12 protein-coding genes are annotated in these 16,503 nt (G+C 46.9%); 10 read left to right on the plus strand and 2 right to left on the minus strand.

What is annotated here, in order from left to right; genetic code table 11:
* Positions 1–100 precede the first annotated feature (100 nt).
* From QT987_RS06600 to QT987_RS06615, 4 genes are all read left to right on the plus strand, one after another.
* Complete coding sequence (locus tag QT987_RS06600) at positions 101–709, plus strand: PadR family transcriptional regulator (RefSeq protein ID WP_333238362.1); 609 nt, start codon at positions 101–103, stop codon at positions 707–709.
* 265 nt (positions 710–974) lie between these two features.
* Positions 975–2,756 (plus strand): efflux RND transporter periplasmic adaptor subunit, encoded by a 1,782-nt coding sequence (locus QT987_RS06605; RefSeq protein ID WP_333238364.1) that lies wholly within the window; start codon positions 975–977, stop codon positions 2,754–2,756.
* A gap of 180 nt (positions 2,757–2,936) precedes the next feature.
* Positions 2,937–6,140 carry an efflux RND transporter permease subunit gene (locus QT987_RS06610; RefSeq protein WP_333238366.1) on the plus strand — a complete coding sequence of 1,068 codons (3,204 nt, stop codon included), beginning with the start codon at positions 2,937–2,939 and terminating at the stop codon, positions 6,138–6,140.
* Positions 6,141–6,426: 286 nt separating this feature from the next.
* Entirely contained in the window at positions 6,427–7,455 is a 1,029-nt protein-coding gene (locus QT987_RS06615; RefSeq protein ID WP_333238368.1) for a hypothetical protein, read from the plus strand.
* Between the two features lie 781 nt (positions 7,456–8,236).
* Here QT987_RS06615 and QT987_RS06620 read toward each other — a convergent pair.
* Positions 8,237–9,055: a carbohydrate ABC transporter permease gene (locus tag QT987_RS06620; protein WP_333238370.1), complete on the minus strand. Its 819-nt coding sequence runs from the start codon at positions 9,053–9,055 to the stop codon at positions 8,237–8,239.
* A 263-nt stretch (positions 9,056–9,318) separates the two neighbouring features.
* Entirely contained in the window at positions 9,319–9,486 is a 168-nt protein-coding gene (locus QT987_RS06625; RefSeq protein ID WP_333238373.1) for a hypothetical protein, read from the minus strand.
* 64 nt (positions 9,487–9,550) lie between these two features.
* On the opposite strand from QT987_RS06625, the gene QT987_RS06630 reads away from it, so the two are divergent.
* The 6 genes from QT987_RS06630 to QT987_RS06655 all read left to right on the plus strand — a co-directional run bounded on the left by QT987_RS06630 (position 9,551) and on the right by QT987_RS06655 (position 16,219).
* Positions 9,551–10,243, plus strand: coding sequence for an aldehyde oxygenase (deformylating) (locus QT987_RS06630; protein ID WP_333051511.1), 693 nt, complete (start codon positions 9,551–9,553; stop codon positions 10,241–10,243).
* A gap of 149 nt (positions 10,244–10,392) precedes the next feature.
* Positions 10,393–11,418, plus strand: coding sequence for a long-chain acyl-[acyl-carrier-protein] reductase (locus QT987_RS06635; RefSeq protein WP_333051513.1), 1,026 nt, complete (start codon positions 10,393–10,395; stop codon positions 11,416–11,418).
* Between the two features lie 269 nt (positions 11,419–11,687).
* Positions 11,688–12,668, plus strand: a complete 981-nt coding sequence (gene accA, locus QT987_RS06640) for an acetyl-CoA carboxylase carboxyl transferase subunit alpha (protein WP_333238375.1) — start codon at positions 11,688–11,690, stop codon at positions 12,666–12,668.
* Between the two features lie 241 nt (positions 12,669–12,909).
* A complete protein-coding gene (locus QT987_RS06645; RefSeq protein WP_333238377.1) occupies positions 12,910–13,635 on the plus strand; it encodes an SDR family oxidoreductase in 726 nt (241 codons plus the stop codon).
* A 218-nt stretch (positions 13,636–13,853) separates the two neighbouring features.
* Positions 13,854–14,588 carry a GTP cyclohydrolase I FolE gene (gene folE, locus QT987_RS06650; protein WP_333051519.1) on the plus strand — a complete coding sequence of 245 codons (735 nt, stop codon included), beginning with the start codon at positions 13,854–13,856 and terminating at the stop codon, positions 14,586–14,588.
* A 206-nt stretch (positions 14,589–14,794) separates the two neighbouring features.
* A complete protein-coding gene (locus tag QT987_RS06655) occupies positions 14,795–16,219 on the plus strand; it encodes a phosphoglucomutase/phosphomannomutase family protein (protein ID WP_333238379.1) in 1,425 nt (474 codons plus the stop codon).
* The last annotated feature ends 284 nt before the right edge of the window (positions 16,220–16,503 follow it).

Genomic DNA, 16,503 nt, shown 5'->3' on the forward strand with positions numbered 1-16,503 from the left:
AATCGAAAATCGAAAATCTAAAATCTAAAATCGATTGACCCGATCGCGCTTGAGTCCGATATAGTGATATAATCCAGACTATAATATCAACTTGATATAAATGCTTGAATTATCAGCACTTGGACTGCTACAGTTGCAACCCATGCACGGCTATCGGCTAAAGCAAAAACTGGAGCTGTTTATGAGCAGTTGCATCAGCGTCAACTATGGAGCGATTTACCCACTCCTGAAGCGCTTGGAAGAGCGAGGCCAGATTGCGACAATTGCCGAAGAAGCCGGAGATGCGGGCTGTCAGCGCAAAATCTACGGAATTACCGCCCAAGGGCGCGAACTCTGGCGGCAAAAAATGCTCGAACACCCTCAAGAAAGCTGGGTTAACAGTGGTTCCCGGTTCCAAATTAAGTTTTTCTTTTTTGGCGACTTAGAACCAGCAGAACGGCTGAAGCTATTGGAACACCGCTTGCGAGCCTGTTACACCCGTCAAGACTACATCGAAAGCCTCAAGAGCGAATATCCACTAACGGACGACTATCAATTTGCTTCTCGCGATCGCTGCGAGTCAGTGCTGGCGTCAGAGATTGAGTGGTTAACCGAGCAACTAGCCAAGGAAAAAAGTGCGATCGCCCGAGTGCGTGACTCCCCAACCTCCGCTGAATCCGCTGAATCCAAGGGAAAATCCTTCCAACTCACCCACTCAGGTGACTCGTAAGAAGGATGTGCAATCATTCCTGCCATCGTAACTTTTGAGAAATAACAAGAAGCTTTCCTAAAAATAATCACCCCTAGGCTTGGCTAACTGTGATGAGACTAAAGCCCTGCACATACCCCAACCCCATTAAAAAGAGACTTTCCCGATTCCATCCTGTTTAAAATCCCTTGTCATTATTCCCCCTTGTTGGAGGGGAACGCCGGAGAATCAAAGATTTCGCCCAAGTCTCAGTCAGAAGTTAAAAAAAATCTAAGTGGTGCTGCCCATGAGTTATTCTAAATCCCCAGAATCCGTCGTTGAAACAGAAGAGCAAAAACCTGCCACACCCGAACTGCACCCAACCGATGCAGACAGCGATCTACCAGAGGATTTTCCCGCCGTTGTCGATCGCCCGGAACCTGTTGCTAAACCACGATCGCGCTGGCCTCTAATTGCCGCGATCGCGATCGCCACAGGCGCAGCAGGTTTCGGCTGGTACTCGTGGCAATCAGGCCAGACTCGCGCACCGCAACAGGCAGCCGCCGCCCAACCCCCAGGCATACCAGTCAAGATCGCAGCCGTACAAACCAGCTCAGTCGAAGATGCTTCCGAATTTGTTAGCAGCTTAGAAGCCAAGCGTTCGGTACAAATCAAACCCGAAGCAGAAGGGCTAGTCACGGAGATTTTTGTCAAAGCCGGCGACTTCATAAATCAAGGGCAAGCCATCGCCCGCATGAAAAGCGACAGCGCCCAAGCTGACTTGAGGCAATCCCAAGCCAACCTGATCCGCGCTCAATCCCACTTAGCCGAATTGCAAGCAGGAGCCAGGCCCGAAGAAATCGCCCAAGCTCAAGCCCAAGTCGCCCAAGCCCAAGCCAACCTCGCTCAACTGCGATCGGGCTCTCGGCCAGAAGAAATTGGTCAAGCCCAAGCCCGCGTTAGCCAAGCTGAAGCCGACCTCGCCGATGCCGAAACAGGTAGCCTCTTAGAAGAAATCGCCCAAGCAAGAGCGCAAATAGAAGCAAGCACAGCCGAAGCAAAGTTAGCCAGCCAGCAACTTGCCAGATATGAGGCCTTGGCAAAAGAAGGCGCCGAATCCGCGAACACCCTTGAGCAATACACCCAAAAAGAAGGCAGCGCCAAAGCCAATCTCCGAGAAGCTCAAAGGCGGTTTGAGCAGCGACAAAAGAACAGACAAGCCGAGATCGAGCGTCGCACAGCAGCCTTGCAACAGCAGCGGCAAGCTTTGCGACAATTGCAAAACGGTTCGCGCCCAGAGGAAATAGCCAAAGCCGAAGCAGAAGTCGCACAAGCCAAGAGTAGATTAGCCCAGTTAGCCAACGGCACTCGCCAAGAACAGCTCGATCAAGCTGAAGCGCAAGTTGCCCAGGCCGCCGCTCAAGTGCGCGGCTTTGAAGTACAACTACAAGAAACTGCGGTCACCGCGCCCTTCGCAGGAGTCATCGGCGACATACCAGTGAAAGTAGGTGATTACTTGCAAAAAGGCAACGCTATCGCCACCCTGACAGAGAACCAATTGCTAGACTTGCGGTTATCAATTCCTTTGGAACGGATGCCTCAATTACGCTTAGGGTTGCCAGTACAAATGCTCGATGCTCAAGGTAAGGCGATCGCCCAAGGTCAAATCAGCTTTATCTCCCCGAACGTCAGCGCCAATTCCCAAACAATTTTAGCTAAAGCCACCTTTCCCAACCCCACCGGCGAACTGCTTAATCTCCAGTTTGTAAAAGCTAAAGTCATCTGGAAACAGAACCCCGGAATTTTAGTTCCAGTAACAGCAGTTACTCGCTTAGGTGGGGAAACTTTTGTCTTCACAGCTCAAAAGCCGGAACAGCCAAAACCTGGAATGCCACCTTTAGTAGCGCGGCAAAAGCCCGTGAAATTGGGAGCCATTCAGGGGAATAATTATCAAGTTATCGAAGGTTTGAAAGCCGGCGAAAAAATTGTTACCGCAGGCATCCTTAACTTGACAGACGGCGCTCCCATTATGGCTCAAGAGGAAGGGAAAGGAGCAGGGGAAAAATTACCATTAGCAAGCCAAAAATAAGGTATGTTGTTGCGCTTTAGCGCTCTTAATAGGTAAATTAAGAGCGCTAAAGGGCAACTACGTACCTTACGTGAAACTACTTGATTGCTCCGCTCTAAAAAAGGGGGCTATTTTAATTTTTGACGCAAGTGCAATTAGGAATTAGCAATTATCAACTAACAACTACCCATTACCCAAATAATGTTTGCAGATTTCTTTATTAAACGACCAGTCTTTGCTAGCGTCTGCGCCTTAATTATTGTTTTGGTAGGCGCAATAAGCATTCCCACATTGCCGATCGAACGCTTCCCCGACATCAGCCCCACCCAAATCAACGTCACAGCCAACTATAGCGGTGCCAATGCTGAAGTTGTCGAAAATGCGGTAACAAACATCCTAGAAAGGCAAATCAACGGCATTGAAGGACTGAAATATCTAACTTCCAGTAGCACTAACAGTGGAACTAGCACCATTACAGCCACCTTTGATACTTCCCGCGACAAAGATATCGCCGCCGTCGATGTGCAAAATCGAGTTGCAGTCGCTCAGCCACAACTCCCCGATGCCGTACAACGCACAGGAGTTACAGTTACAAAACAATCTAACAGCCTACTGCTGGCTATAGGATTATTTACCGAAAATAAAGAATACGATACCATATTTTTAAGCAACTACGCCGATCTCTATTTAGCAGACACTTTAAAGAGAGTAAAAGGCGTGGGCGACGTGCGAATTTTTGGGGAAAGACGCTATGCTATGCGCCTGTGGATCGACCCCAATAAATTAGCGGCTCGTAATCTAACAATGCAAGATGTAACAAGAGCAATTAACGAACAAAACTTGCAAGTTGGAGTAGGAAGAATTGGTCAAGAACCCGCCCCAGAAGGGCAAATGTATCAGATTGATTTGAGTGCAGAAAGTCGTCTCAAAAGCCCCACAGAATTTGAAGACATAGTTATTAAAAGCGAAGCAAATGGAACTTTAGTTAAGTTAAAAGATGTCGGTAGAGCAGAATTAGGAGCAGAAAATTATAACTCTTTCCTGCGATTCCGAGGTAATGACGCGGTGGGTTTAGGGATTTACCAATTACCCGGAAGTAATGCTCTAAATGTTGCCCAAGCCGTCAAATCAAAAATGGAGAAATTAGCGAAAAACTTCCCTCCGGGGGTGATACATAGAACCGCACTAGATACGACTCAATTTGTCCAAGAGTCAATGGCAGAAGTAGTCAAAACTCTGTTTGAAGCAGTCTTGCTAGTGGTGATAGTTATTTTTGTTTTCCTGCAAGATTGGCGCACTACGATTATTCCCACCATCACAATTCCCATTTCCTTGATTGGGACATTTGCCTTTATCAAAGCTTTCGGATTTACGATTAACAGTTTGTCTCTATTTGGTCTTACCTTAGCAACAGGTTTAGTGGTTGATGACGCTATCATCGTAGTCGAAAATATTGACCGTCTAGTCCGCCAAGGTATGAATGCCCGCCAAGCAGCTTCCGAGTCAATGCGGGAACTTTTTAGTGCTGTAATAGCCACTTCCTTAGTATTGATGGCCGTGTTCATACCAGTGGCATTTTTCCCAGGGACAACGGGAGCACTCTATAAACAATTTGCTCTGACAATTGCTTTTTCAGTGCTCATTTCTACCTTTATGGCGGTTACTCTTACTCCCTCACTTGCCGCTATATTACTGCGCCCAGGTAAGAAGTTTGGTGGCCCGTTGGGTTGGGTGTTTAACCGCATTAACATTTTTCTTGATTGGATACAAAAGAAATATAGAGAGTCCTTAATATTCTTAACAAGATTTAAAACCCTTGTTACCCTGTTGTTTATTGCTTCTCTGGGATTCACCGCTTGGCTTTATTTAGCAGTACCCACCGCATTTATCCCAGAGGAAGACCAGGGCTATTTTCTGACAATTATTCAAGGGCCTCAAGGCGTTTCGCTGCAATACACTCAGAAAGTAATGGATCAAGTAGAACAAGAAATCCTCAAACTTCCTGAAGTTGTCGGGACTTTTTCAGTGGGTGGCTTTGGTTTTAGTGGTAATAGTTCCAATCAGGGGATTATATTTACTACCCTTAAACCCTGGAAAGAAAGGGAAGGTGAAGATCAAACTGTACAAGCGATTATTGGTAAATTGCAGGGTAAGTTTTTCTCGATTCCAGAAGCTAGAATTTTCCCTGTGAATCCGCCGGCTATTCAAGGTTTAGGTCAATTTGGAGGCTTCCAATTTCAATTGCAAGACCGCAAAGGTAACAGCGGTTTAGATTCTCTAGTTCAGGCGATGGGCGGGATTTTAAAGCAGGCGAATCAGACGCCCGGATTGCAGGCGGTATTTAGTACGTTTGCGGCGAATACGCCTCAGTTAGTTGTGGAAGTTGACCGGAATCGAGCTAAGGCTCTAGATATTCCGATTAATGATGTTTTCAGTACGTTACAAACGGCTCTGGGTTCTCAGTATGTGAATGATTTTAATCTGCAGCAGCGCAATTATCGGGTGTATGTTCAGGCGGATAAACAGTTTCGTGATAACCCTGAAGATATTAGTAAGTTGTATGTCCGCTCTGGAAAAAATGAAATGATTTCTTTGAGCAATTTGGTGAAAATAACCCCGGTGGTGGGAGCGCAAACTGTTAACCACTACAATTTATATAGGTCAATTGAAATTAGTGGCTCTCCGGCTCCGGGATCGAGTTCTGGACAGGCGATAAAATCGATGGAAAAGGTGTCGGCTCAAGTTTTGCCGTCGGGTTTTGGGTATGAATGGTCGGGGAGTTCTTTAGAAGAAATTGAGTCGGGGGGTCAAGCACCCATTATTTTTGGTTTGGGGCTGATTTTCGTGTTCTTGGTGTTGGCTGCTCAGTACGAAAATTATGTCGATCCTTTCATTATTTTGCTGTCGGTTCCTCTGGCGATTTTAGGTGCACTTTTAGCTCAGTCGTTGCGGGGGTTGGCGAATGATGTTTATTGCCAGATTGGTTTGGTGATGTTGATTGGATTGGCAAGTAAAAATGCGATTTTAATTGTGGAGTTTGCTAACCAGTTGCGGGAGCAGGGATATTCAATTACTAAGGCAGCAGTTGAGGCGTCTCAAGAGCGTTTACGGCCGATTTTGATGACTTCTTTATCATTTATTTTGGGGATTGCTCCCCTAATTAACCCGGAAGGTGCGGGGGCCGCAAGTCGTAGATCGCTAGGGAATGCGATCGCGGGGGGGATGGTTGTTTCTACTTTCTTGAGTTTGTTTATGGTGCCGGTGCTGTATGTGGTCATTGTCTCGACTCGCGATCGCTTTCGGAAGCGCGATCGATTAACAAATCTACCCGGTGATGGTACAACTTTGAACGGCAAAACGACTCCAGGCGAGGAGGTTGAACGCGATAAAGTATCGCCGCTGTAGTGGGTAATTAGTTCCTTTAACTATCCGGTTAGTGGTTCTTGTTGCAAAATATCCGACTATCTGTGCCACGGGCTTTTTGATTGTTGCGACGCTGTGCGGTCACTCTCGGAGAAGATTTTTTGTACAGGTAGCGATCGCCCCCCATCGTGCAATAATGATATGACTTGCACAAAAGCTCTATTAGTAGGTAAATCTTGCCTACCTTACCGCTACATATAGCGTCTCAACTGTCAACCCGTGCAAGTTCCAAATTAAACCGGCTGTTGCACTACACAATTTTTTCCTAATGGCTGAAGTCCCCCTAAATCCCGCAGAACTTGCAGAAGCCCTCAACGGCTTTACCGATATCAATTTCCAATTGCCAGACCCCGAAGACGAACAAATACCAGACTTTGATTTTGACAATCAGGTTGACAATGCCTGGAAAGTGTGCGATCGCTTCGACTTGCAAACCGACATTTGGCGGGGACGCATTCTCCGAACAGTTAGAGACAGAGAAAAAAAAGGTGGCGAAGGACGAGGCACTGGCTTTTTGAACTGGCTCAAAGAAAGAGAAATTGGCAAAAGTCAAGCCTATTCTTTGATAGAATTAGCTAATAGTGCCGACACTCTGATTCAGCAAGGAGATTTAGACCCAGATTCCATTAGAAACTTCAGCAAAAGAGCCTTTGTAGAAACCGCCAAAGCATCACCCGAAGTGCAGCAAATGGTAACAGATGCCGCAGCAAGTGGCGATCGCATCACCCGCCGCGAAGTCAAACAACTCTCCGACGAATGGATGGCAATGAACTCAGATTTATTGCCAGAAGAAGTCAAAGAAAAAGCATCTACCGGTTCTCTACCTTCCCGCTACCTCGCTCCTTTAGTGAAAGAAATGGAGAAACTCTCCCCCTCTCACCAAAGCGAAATTCAAAAAGAAGTAGCAGAAAATCCCGACGTAGATACTGTCAAACAGCTAACATCCGACGCCAAGAACTTATCAAAATATCTCGACGCCGCCGCCCAAGTGCAAGCTCTAAATCAGTCTCACTTAGATATGGAAATGGCCTTAGAAGAATCTTTGCGAGTAGGCTGTTTGGGAACCACCGCCGACGTTGTCAAACAAGCCGCACAGCTAGAACAAGCAGTAGTCAAACTCTACACAATATGGAAGCGTTTAGGCAGTTTGGCAGATAGATTGTACGTGGATACAGGAGCAAGCACACCCAATTTGCGGTTGCTTTTGGGATGCTTGGACAGTCTTTCGGGAGAAAAAATTGAAGTGGATTTCGGAGACGGAGAACGCTCTATTCGCTTGCAGATTTTCAGCGAATAGCTCAACTTTGACCGCAGATAAAAGCCAACATCACGGCTCATTATCTGCGTCGATTCCTGTTCATCTGCGGTTAAAATTTCTGAGTTTTTTTCCACAGATATCAGGGATACAAATAACGCCGATATTTGGTCAATAGTTCTTTCCCCAACAGCTAAAACTACAGATAAAGTAGTTTTTTGGGTAATGTCCAGCGGCAGGAATGGCACAACAAATAAGACTGCCAACCACGGTAGAAAAGATAGGATAAATAAAAATAAACCGAGTTTTTGCATAGATTCACATAATACAGCTTTGATATCACCTTTATCTGTTAGTCCGCTTAAAGTGAACTTCGTTTGTAGATAGCAATCCTTGGAAGAGTCGTAAATGTTTTACCCCACCCCAACCCTCCCCTTGGTAAGGGGAGGGAGTATGAAATTCACACATGATTTAGGATTGCTATATAGCAATCCTAAATCAGTTTCAATAACTGGTTAACTGGTTCCCAAGCTCTGCCTGGGAACCGATGTCACTCTTGCTCTGCCTCGGCTGCGACAATGGAGGCAGAGCCTCCGGATATGCGTTACCAGGCTCTGCCTGGTAACGAGTATAATCATTTAGGATTGCTATAGTAGCGATTTCAATCGCCGAGTGACTACAAACTCACATCTTTAACCAATGTCAGCAACAGGCAAAATGTCTGTTCCACAAATACTAAATGTTCTTGTGGAACAGGCATCTTGCCTGTTCTAGAGAATGGTTCAACAAATGACTACAAACTTAATTGCCAAGCATCTCCACCTCAATTCTTAATCCCCGTTGCCGCAATCCCTCGAATAAACTGTCGCTGACCGGCCAAAAACAGCAACACCACCGGTACAGTTCCAATTACCACCGCCGCCATCAACAACTGCCAACTGCTAGTAAACTGTTCCTGAAACTCAGCCAAAACCAACTGCACAGTCCGCAACTGGGGCCGCGTCGTAAACACCAGCGGCTTAAACAAATCATTCCACTCCCCGATAAACGTAAACAAAAACAGCGTCACCAAAGCAGGGCGGGCCAAAGGTAACATCACCTGCCACAAAACCTGCCAGCGGTTAGCCCCATCCAGCATTGCCGCCTCCTCTAACTCCGCGGGAATTGTCATAAAATACTGGCGCAGCAGAAAAATCCCAAAACCGTTAGCCGCCGTCGGCAAAATCAGCGCCCCGTAAGTATTCAGCAGATGGCCCCACTTCAAAACCAAGAAAATCGGAATCACCAAAAGCTGAAACGGAATTACCAGCGTCGCCAAAACCCCCAAAACTATGGCCTGTCGTCCCCGAAACTTCAGCCTGGCCAAGGCGTAACCGGCCAAAGCAGAAGTTACAACCTGAAAACCCGTCACTGCGATCGCCACTAGAGTAGAATTAAAGAATGCCAATAAAAAATTGCCCCGTCGCCAAGCCTCCTGATAGTTCGCAAAAGTCAGGCCTGTGGCCTTGACACCGACACCCGATGGTGATATTGAAACCAAGAATACAGCAGCCAGTGGCAGCAGCACCAGCGCAGCACCCGCCAGCAACAAAATAAAACTCAGCAGTTCCAGCGCATGAGACCTGTCAAAGGATTTACCCATAAATTTGTGAATTAACCTAAAATAATAAGCCTGTGACGTTCTCCAACCCGATCGCATCCCAGATTCCCATACAAGAACATAATAGTAGTAGAGGGAAAGAAGGAGTACCTAGGGAGGAAGTTGTGATTAGGATATAATGTTATAGATAGAGTTGGTACTGTAAAACCCTGAAAGGTGGAGACATAGACCGTATTTCTATCATCTATTTCCGGGCAAAAGATCGACTAACGACTAATTCAAGTAATTAGTAAATAGATAGCATTCTAGCGATAGTCTTTCTGGAGTGTTCGACGGCAAAAGTCCGGCAAACACGCACGCTTGACGCCAGTTTTTCCCGGAACGTCAAAGAAAAGTTCTTTGTCGAAAGCATCCTCAGCTATAATCTGTGATTTAGATGGGGTGCTTTCAAAATAGGTAAAGTGTACTGTCACTGACCCCCCATTTTAAAGGGGTTTCCCAACATCCCGCAAGCTTATATAAGGAGACTACATATCTATGCCCCAGCTTGAGGCCAGCCCAACAATTGACTTTCAAACCGAAACTTACAAAGATGCTTACAGCCGCATCAACGCCATTGTGATTGAAGGCGAACAAGAAGCTCACGATAATTACCTGACACTGGCCGAACTGTTGGCGGACAAAAAAGCAGAGTTAGTTGGCTTGTCCAAGATGGAGAACCGCCACATGAAAGGCTTCCAAGCTTGTGGCCGGAATCTTAAAGTCACGCCCGACATGGCATTTGCCAAGCAGTTCTTTTCGGAATTGCACAGAAACTTCCAAACGGCAGCGGCCGAAGGTCAGATTGTAACTTGCTTGTTGATTCAATCGCTAATTATCGAGTGTTTTGCGATCGCAGCTTACAACATCTACATCCCCGTCGCCGATGACTTTGCTCGCAAAATCACCGAAGGCGTCGTCAAAGAAGAATACAGCCACCTCAACTTTGGGGAAGTCTGGCTGCAAGCTCACTTTGAGGAATCCAAAGCCGAACTCGAAGCTGCCAACCGCCAAAACCTGCCCATCATCTGGAGACTGCTAAACTCTGTCGCAGACGATGCCCGCGTCTTGGGAATGGAAAAAGACGCTTTAATCGAAGACTTTATGATTGCCTACGGCGAAGCCCTAGGCAACATAGGCTTTAACAACCGCGATATCATGCGGATGTCAGCACAAGGCCTCGCAGCCTAGTTAACTTGGAAATAAGGAATGGGAAAAAAATTAAAAATTAAAAATTAAAAATGGGATAACTCATTTTAAAATATAAATTTTTAATCTTCCCATCTTCCATCTTCCATCTTCCATCTTCCACCTTCCATCTTCCTTCATTTGACAACTTAATGTTTGGTCTAATCGGTCACTTAACCAGCTTAGAACACGCCCAATCAGTAGCTAACGAGCTGGGCTATCCAGAATATGCCGATCAAGGTCTCGATTTTTGGTGCAGCGCACCGCCCCAAATAGTTGATCAGATCACGGTAACAAGCATCACTGGACAAAAAATAGAAGGTCGCTATGTCGAGTCCTGTTTTTTGCCAGAAATGCTAGCAACTCGCCGGATTAAAGCAGCTACTCGCAAAATCCTTAATGCGATGGCACACGCTCAAAAAAACGGGATTAACATCACTGCTTTGGGCGGCTTTTCTTCGATCATTTTTGAGACTTTCAACTTGCAGCAAATTAAGCAAATTCGCAATCTCAAGTTGGAGTTTGAACGCTTCACCACTGGTAACACTCACACAGCTTACATCCTCTGCCGCCAAGTAGAAGAAGCAGCCCCTAAATTGGGGATTGAACTTTCAAAAGCCACGGTAGCGGTTTGTGGTGCTACTGGCGATATTGGCAGTGCTGTGTGTCGCTGGCTCAATGTTAAAACAAATGTAGCAGAATTGTTGCTCATCGCCCGCGACAAAGAACGATTGCAAGATTTGCAATCAGAATTGGGTCGAGGGAAAATTATGGACTTGGAAGAAGCCCTGCCCCAAGCGGATATTGTAGTCTGGGTAGCCAGTATGCCCAAGGGAGTAGAAATTGACCCTAAGACATTGAAGCAACCATGTTTATTGATTGACGGTGGCTATCCGAAAAATTTGGCAACTCAGGTTCAGCATCCCGGAATTTACGTACTCAATGGCGGCATTGTGGAGCATTCCCTCGATATTGAGTGGAAAATCATGAAGATTGTCAATATGGATGTGCCGGGCCGACAGTTGTTTGCCTGTTTTGCTGAATCAATGCTACTGGAATTTGAAAAAATGTATACCAATTTTTCTTGGGGACGGAATCAAATTACTGTGGAAAAGATGGAGCAAATCGGTCATATTTCTGTCAAGCACGGTTTCAGACCTTTATTAATGTCAGTTTGATGTTAAAAGTCAACTGTTAAATTTGAAAATTTAATAGTTGACTTTTTCTTTGGCATCGGAATAATATTTTTCGGAGTGCAGCGCTAGCTTCCGGCTCGCGCTATATGATAATAATGATGATGTGACCAAATTTGATCTCATACAAAATTTAAAATTCAAAACTTCCAAATTTCCTCTCTTTTTCAGCATCCCCTGACAGGGTAGGATCTGGAAATAGTCGATCGACAAAACCTGACAAAACCTGACAAAACCTTATAGAAATTATCAGCGTGCCAAACCCAGACCGTAAACCCTTACTCTTAGATTTTGAAAAGCCCCTGGCCGAACTCGAAACCCGAATTCACCAGATTCGCGAACTCGCCGCCGAAAACAGCGTCGATGTCACCGACGAAATTCGCAAACTCGAAGCGCGTTCCGCCCAACTGCGACAAGAAATTTTCAGCAGCTTGTCCCCCATGCAGCGGCTGCAACTGGCCCGTCACCCGCGCCGCCCCAGCACCCTCGATTACATTCAGGCAATTAGCGACGAGTGGATCGAGCTTCACGGCGATCGGCGCGGCGGAGACGACCCGGCCCTCGTCGGCGGAATTGCCCGCATAGACGGGCGTCCCACAGTCATCATCGGCCATCAAAAAGGGCGCGACACTAAAGACAATATCGCCCGCAACTTCGGCATGGCGGCTCCCGGTGGCTATCGCAAAGCCCTGCGGTTGATGGAACACGCCGATCGCTTCGGAATGCCAATTTTCACGTTTATCGACACTCCGGGGGCTTGGGCGGGCTTAGAAGCAGAACAGCTTGGACAGGGAGAGGCGATCGCCTGTAACCTCCGCGAGATGTTTCGCCTCGACGTTCCCATTATTTGCACCGTCATCGGCGAAGGCGGATCCGGCGGCGCATTGGGTATCGGCGTCGGCGAGCGGCTGTTAATGTTAGAACATTCCGTCTACACCGTCGCCACCCCCGAAGCTTGCGCGGCGATTCTCTGGAAAGACTCCGGTAAAGCTAACTTGGCCGCAGAAGCTCTCAAAATCACTTCCTGGGATTTGAAAAACCTCGGCATTCTCGATCAAATAGTACCAGAGCCGATCGGCGGCGCTCACTCGAATCCCCTCAAAGCTGCGTCCATACTCAAACAAGCTTTGTTAGAAAACTTAGCAGAACTAACCCAGCTTACGGGTCAGCAGCGACGCGAACTCCGGTATCAAAAATTTCGCCACATCGGTGTATTCACTGAAATTGCGGCTTGAGCCGATCGATTCAGAGTTATCAGTTATGAGTTAAAAATTCTTAACTTTAAACTCATAACTCACAGCTCATTATTCTGCGGATCTGTCAGCAGTGTTATAATTTCTCAGGTGACACGGCTTAACAGTTCTTAATGTTTATCTCATAATTAACTGTGATCACCCGCAGCAGACAGTTGTCTAATTTGCCGATGAAGGCTGCAACGCTGTAGGGAGTTGCCGAGCGAAAGTATTAGGACACTGAATGAACCATCCAACAACAAAGCAGGCTCTGATTACCGGAGCCAGCAGCGGTATTGGCAAAGCGACGGCTCTAGCGTTCGCCGCCGAAGGCATAAATCTGGCCTTAGTTAGCCGAGAGTCGGAAAACTTAGAAGCCGTTGCCGCAGCAGCCCGAGAAGTCGGAGTGAAAGCAGAAGCTTATCCCTTAGACTTGGCAAAAATTGAGCAAGTGCAAAGCAGCATCAGCGCGATCGCAGCTCAATTGGGTTCCGTAGATATCCTGGTAAACAGCGCTGGCATGGGCTACACCGGCTCCTTGACGGAAACGTCCCTAGCCGACTGGCAGAGCGTTCTAGACCTCAATCTGACTAGCGTTTGGCAGTGCATTTTAGGAGTTTTGCCCTCCATGCGCGATCGCCGATCGGGAATCATCATCAACGTTTCCTCGATCGCCGGCACCCAAGCCTTCCCCAACTGGGGAGCCTACTGCGTTAGCAAATTTGGTCTCATGGCTTTGTCTAAAACCTTAGCCGCCGAAGAACGGGCTCACGGAATTCGCGTAACAGCAATCTGTCCCGGTTCTGTCAACACTCCCCTGTGGGACACAGACACCGTGGACGCCGACTTCGATCGCAGCGCCATGTTAACCCCAGAAATCGTCGCCCAATCAATTCTGCACGCAGTTCAGTTACCAGCGAGTGCAGTAATTGAAGAAATCACGCTCATGTCCAACGCAGGAGTTTTGTGAACTTGAGATTTTAGACTGCTGGATTTTTCTCGAATTCAACAATCTTTGAATCTCTAGCTATAGCGGTTCTCAGATAAATGAGGTATACAGAAACCCTGTAATGTCAAGCTTTCCAGGTCAAAATTCGTACCTCACATTTTTGAGAAAGGCTATATATCCCCCAATCGAAAATCTAAAATCGAAAATCGAAAATCGATTCACCCTCACACCAACTTGTTATGACAATTGCATCTTCCGCCGATTCCAATGGGTCGAACTCTCTCTCGACTGACAGCATGAAACTGTTACAAACCGCAGACAACAACACCCCGCGCATCCCAACTCGACCCGATCGCAATTCCTCCCACGGTCAAGAATCCAGCGTGCCCAAACCATCAGAAGTAGGCATGGAAGAAATGATGGAGGCCGTTCGCACAATGCTGCTGGGAGTAGGAGAAGATCCTGAACGGGAAGGATTGCTCAAAACCCCAAAACGGGTAGCAGAAGCAATGCGGTTTCTCACCAGCGGTTACAGTCAATCCCTAGAAGAACTCCTCAACGGCGCTATCTTTGACGAAGGCCACAACGAAATGGTACTGGTACGAGACATCAGCGTATTCAGTATGTGCGAACACCATATGCTGCCGTTTATGGGTAGAGTTCATGTCGCTTACATTCCCAACCAAAAAGTAGTGGGATTGAGTAAATTAGCCCGAATTGCTGAAATGTACAGCCGCCGATTGCAGGTGCAAGAACGTTTGACACGCCAGATTGCTGAAGCAGTTCAGACAATATTGGAACCGCAGGGAGTAGCTGTAGTAATGGAAGCCAGCCATATGTGCATGACGATGCGGGGTGTGCAAAAACCTGGTGCTTGGACGGTTACAAGTGCCATGTTGGGCGTGTTTCAAGAGGAACAGAAAACTCGCGAAGAATTCCTGAATTTGATCCGCCACCAACCGGCATTCTTTTAGTCATTAGTTATTAGTCATTAGTCATTAGTCATTAGTCATTAGCCAATCACTTTTTTCCTGGTGGCTAGCGATCGAGCAATTTGGTCACTAGCCCCCAGATTCATCCGCAGTCGCAATTCTTCAATCTAAAATCTAAAATCTAAAATCGGATGACGATCGACTGATAAACCCATAAAATAGACGGGTGACTCATGACTTGTGACTAAATGAATCCTATCAAATTCGGTACAGATGGCTGGCGCGGCATCATTGCTGACGATTTTACATTCGATCGCGTAGCGTTAGTCGCTCCCTTAGCGGCACAAGTTCTCGCACAAACCGGCAGCAGCGATGGCAGCAGCGGTACCGTAATTGTCGGTTACGACCGCCGATTTCTGGCTGAAGAATTTGCCTTCACAGCGGCTGTTGCCGTCCAAAACGCAGGATTTGACGTGCTGCTGAGCGAATCCTACGCCCCCACTCCAGCTTTCAGTTTAGCTGCCAAACAATTAAATGCTTTGGGTGCGATCGTCCTGACAGCCAGCCACAATCCCGGTGCATATTTAGGGTTAAAAGTCAAGGGCGGATTTGGCGGTTCAGTTTCGCCCGAAGTTACTCAACAGATAGAAGCAAAACTCGAAAATCCGGCGGCAATTTCAGCAACTCCCGGCAAATTAGAGAATTTCAATCCTTGGCCGGCTTACTGCAAAACCTTGCGGGAAATGGTAGATATTGAGGCGATTAAAGAAGCGATCGCCAGCGGCAAAATTACAGTATTTGTAGATGTAATGCACGGTGCCGCCGCCGGAGGATTAGCTCAAATTTTAGAAGAAACAGTGCACGAAGTCAACAGCGATCGAGATCCGCTGTTTGGCGGCGGTGCACCCGAACCTTTGCCGCGCTACCTGTCGCAGTTATTTCGGGTGATGCGTACTCACCAGCGAAAAAGTTCTGGTTTGTCCATCGGATTTGTATTTGACGGAGATAGCGATCGAATTGCAGCCGTTGACTCTAGCGGCAACTTTCTCAGTTCACAAATCTTAGTTCCCATCTTAATCGAACATTTAGCAAAACGGCGCGGGTTGACCGGGGAAGTCATTAAAACAGTCAGCGGTTCAGACATAATTCCCAAAATTGCCAAGCTGTACGACTTGCCATTATTTGAAACGCCGATCGGTTACAAGTATATAGCCGATCGAATGTTAACCACCCAAGTCTTAGTCGGAGGCGAAGAATCAGGAGGAATTGGCTACGGTACACACATACCCGAACGAGATGCTTTGCTGTCAGCGCTGTACTTATTAGAAGCCGTGGTCAAATCCGGGGAAGACTTAAGCGAAATTTACAGCCGACTGCAACAAGAAACAAGCTTTACTTCAGCGTATGACAGAATAGACTTGCACCTAGCAAACATGGAAGAAAGGTCGCGTTTGCTGTCCCTGCTGCAAAATCAACCCTTAACAGAAATCGCCGGCAAAGCAGTTGTAGATTGCAACAAAGTGGACGGATATAAATTTCGTTTAGCAGACGGAAGTTGGCTGTTAATTCGGTTTAGCGGAACCGAACCAGTGTTGCGGCTGTATTCAGAAGCAGCGACATTGAAAGAAGTCATGCAAAACTTAAACTGGGCGAAAAATTGGGCGCATAATTAATCGGACTTTTCCACCGCAGATCAACGCAGATGAACGCAGATGACTCGATATCAAATCTCTCTTTCTCTGCGTCCTCTGCGCCCTCTGCGGTAAAAAAAATCTTACTCACCAATGAAATACTATTGCTATATAGCAATCCTAAATGATTATACTCGTTACCAGGCTCTGCCTGGTAACGCATATCCGGAGGCTCTGCCTCCATAGTCTCCGCCGAGGCAGAGCCTCTGGACATCGGTTCCCAGGCAGAGCTTGGGAACCAGTTAACCAGTTATTGAAACTGATTT

The organism is Microcoleus sp. SVA1B4, from assembly GCF_036700545.1.
Lineage (GTDB): Bacteria > Cyanobacteriota > Cyanobacteriia > Cyanobacteriales > Microcoleaceae > Microcoleus.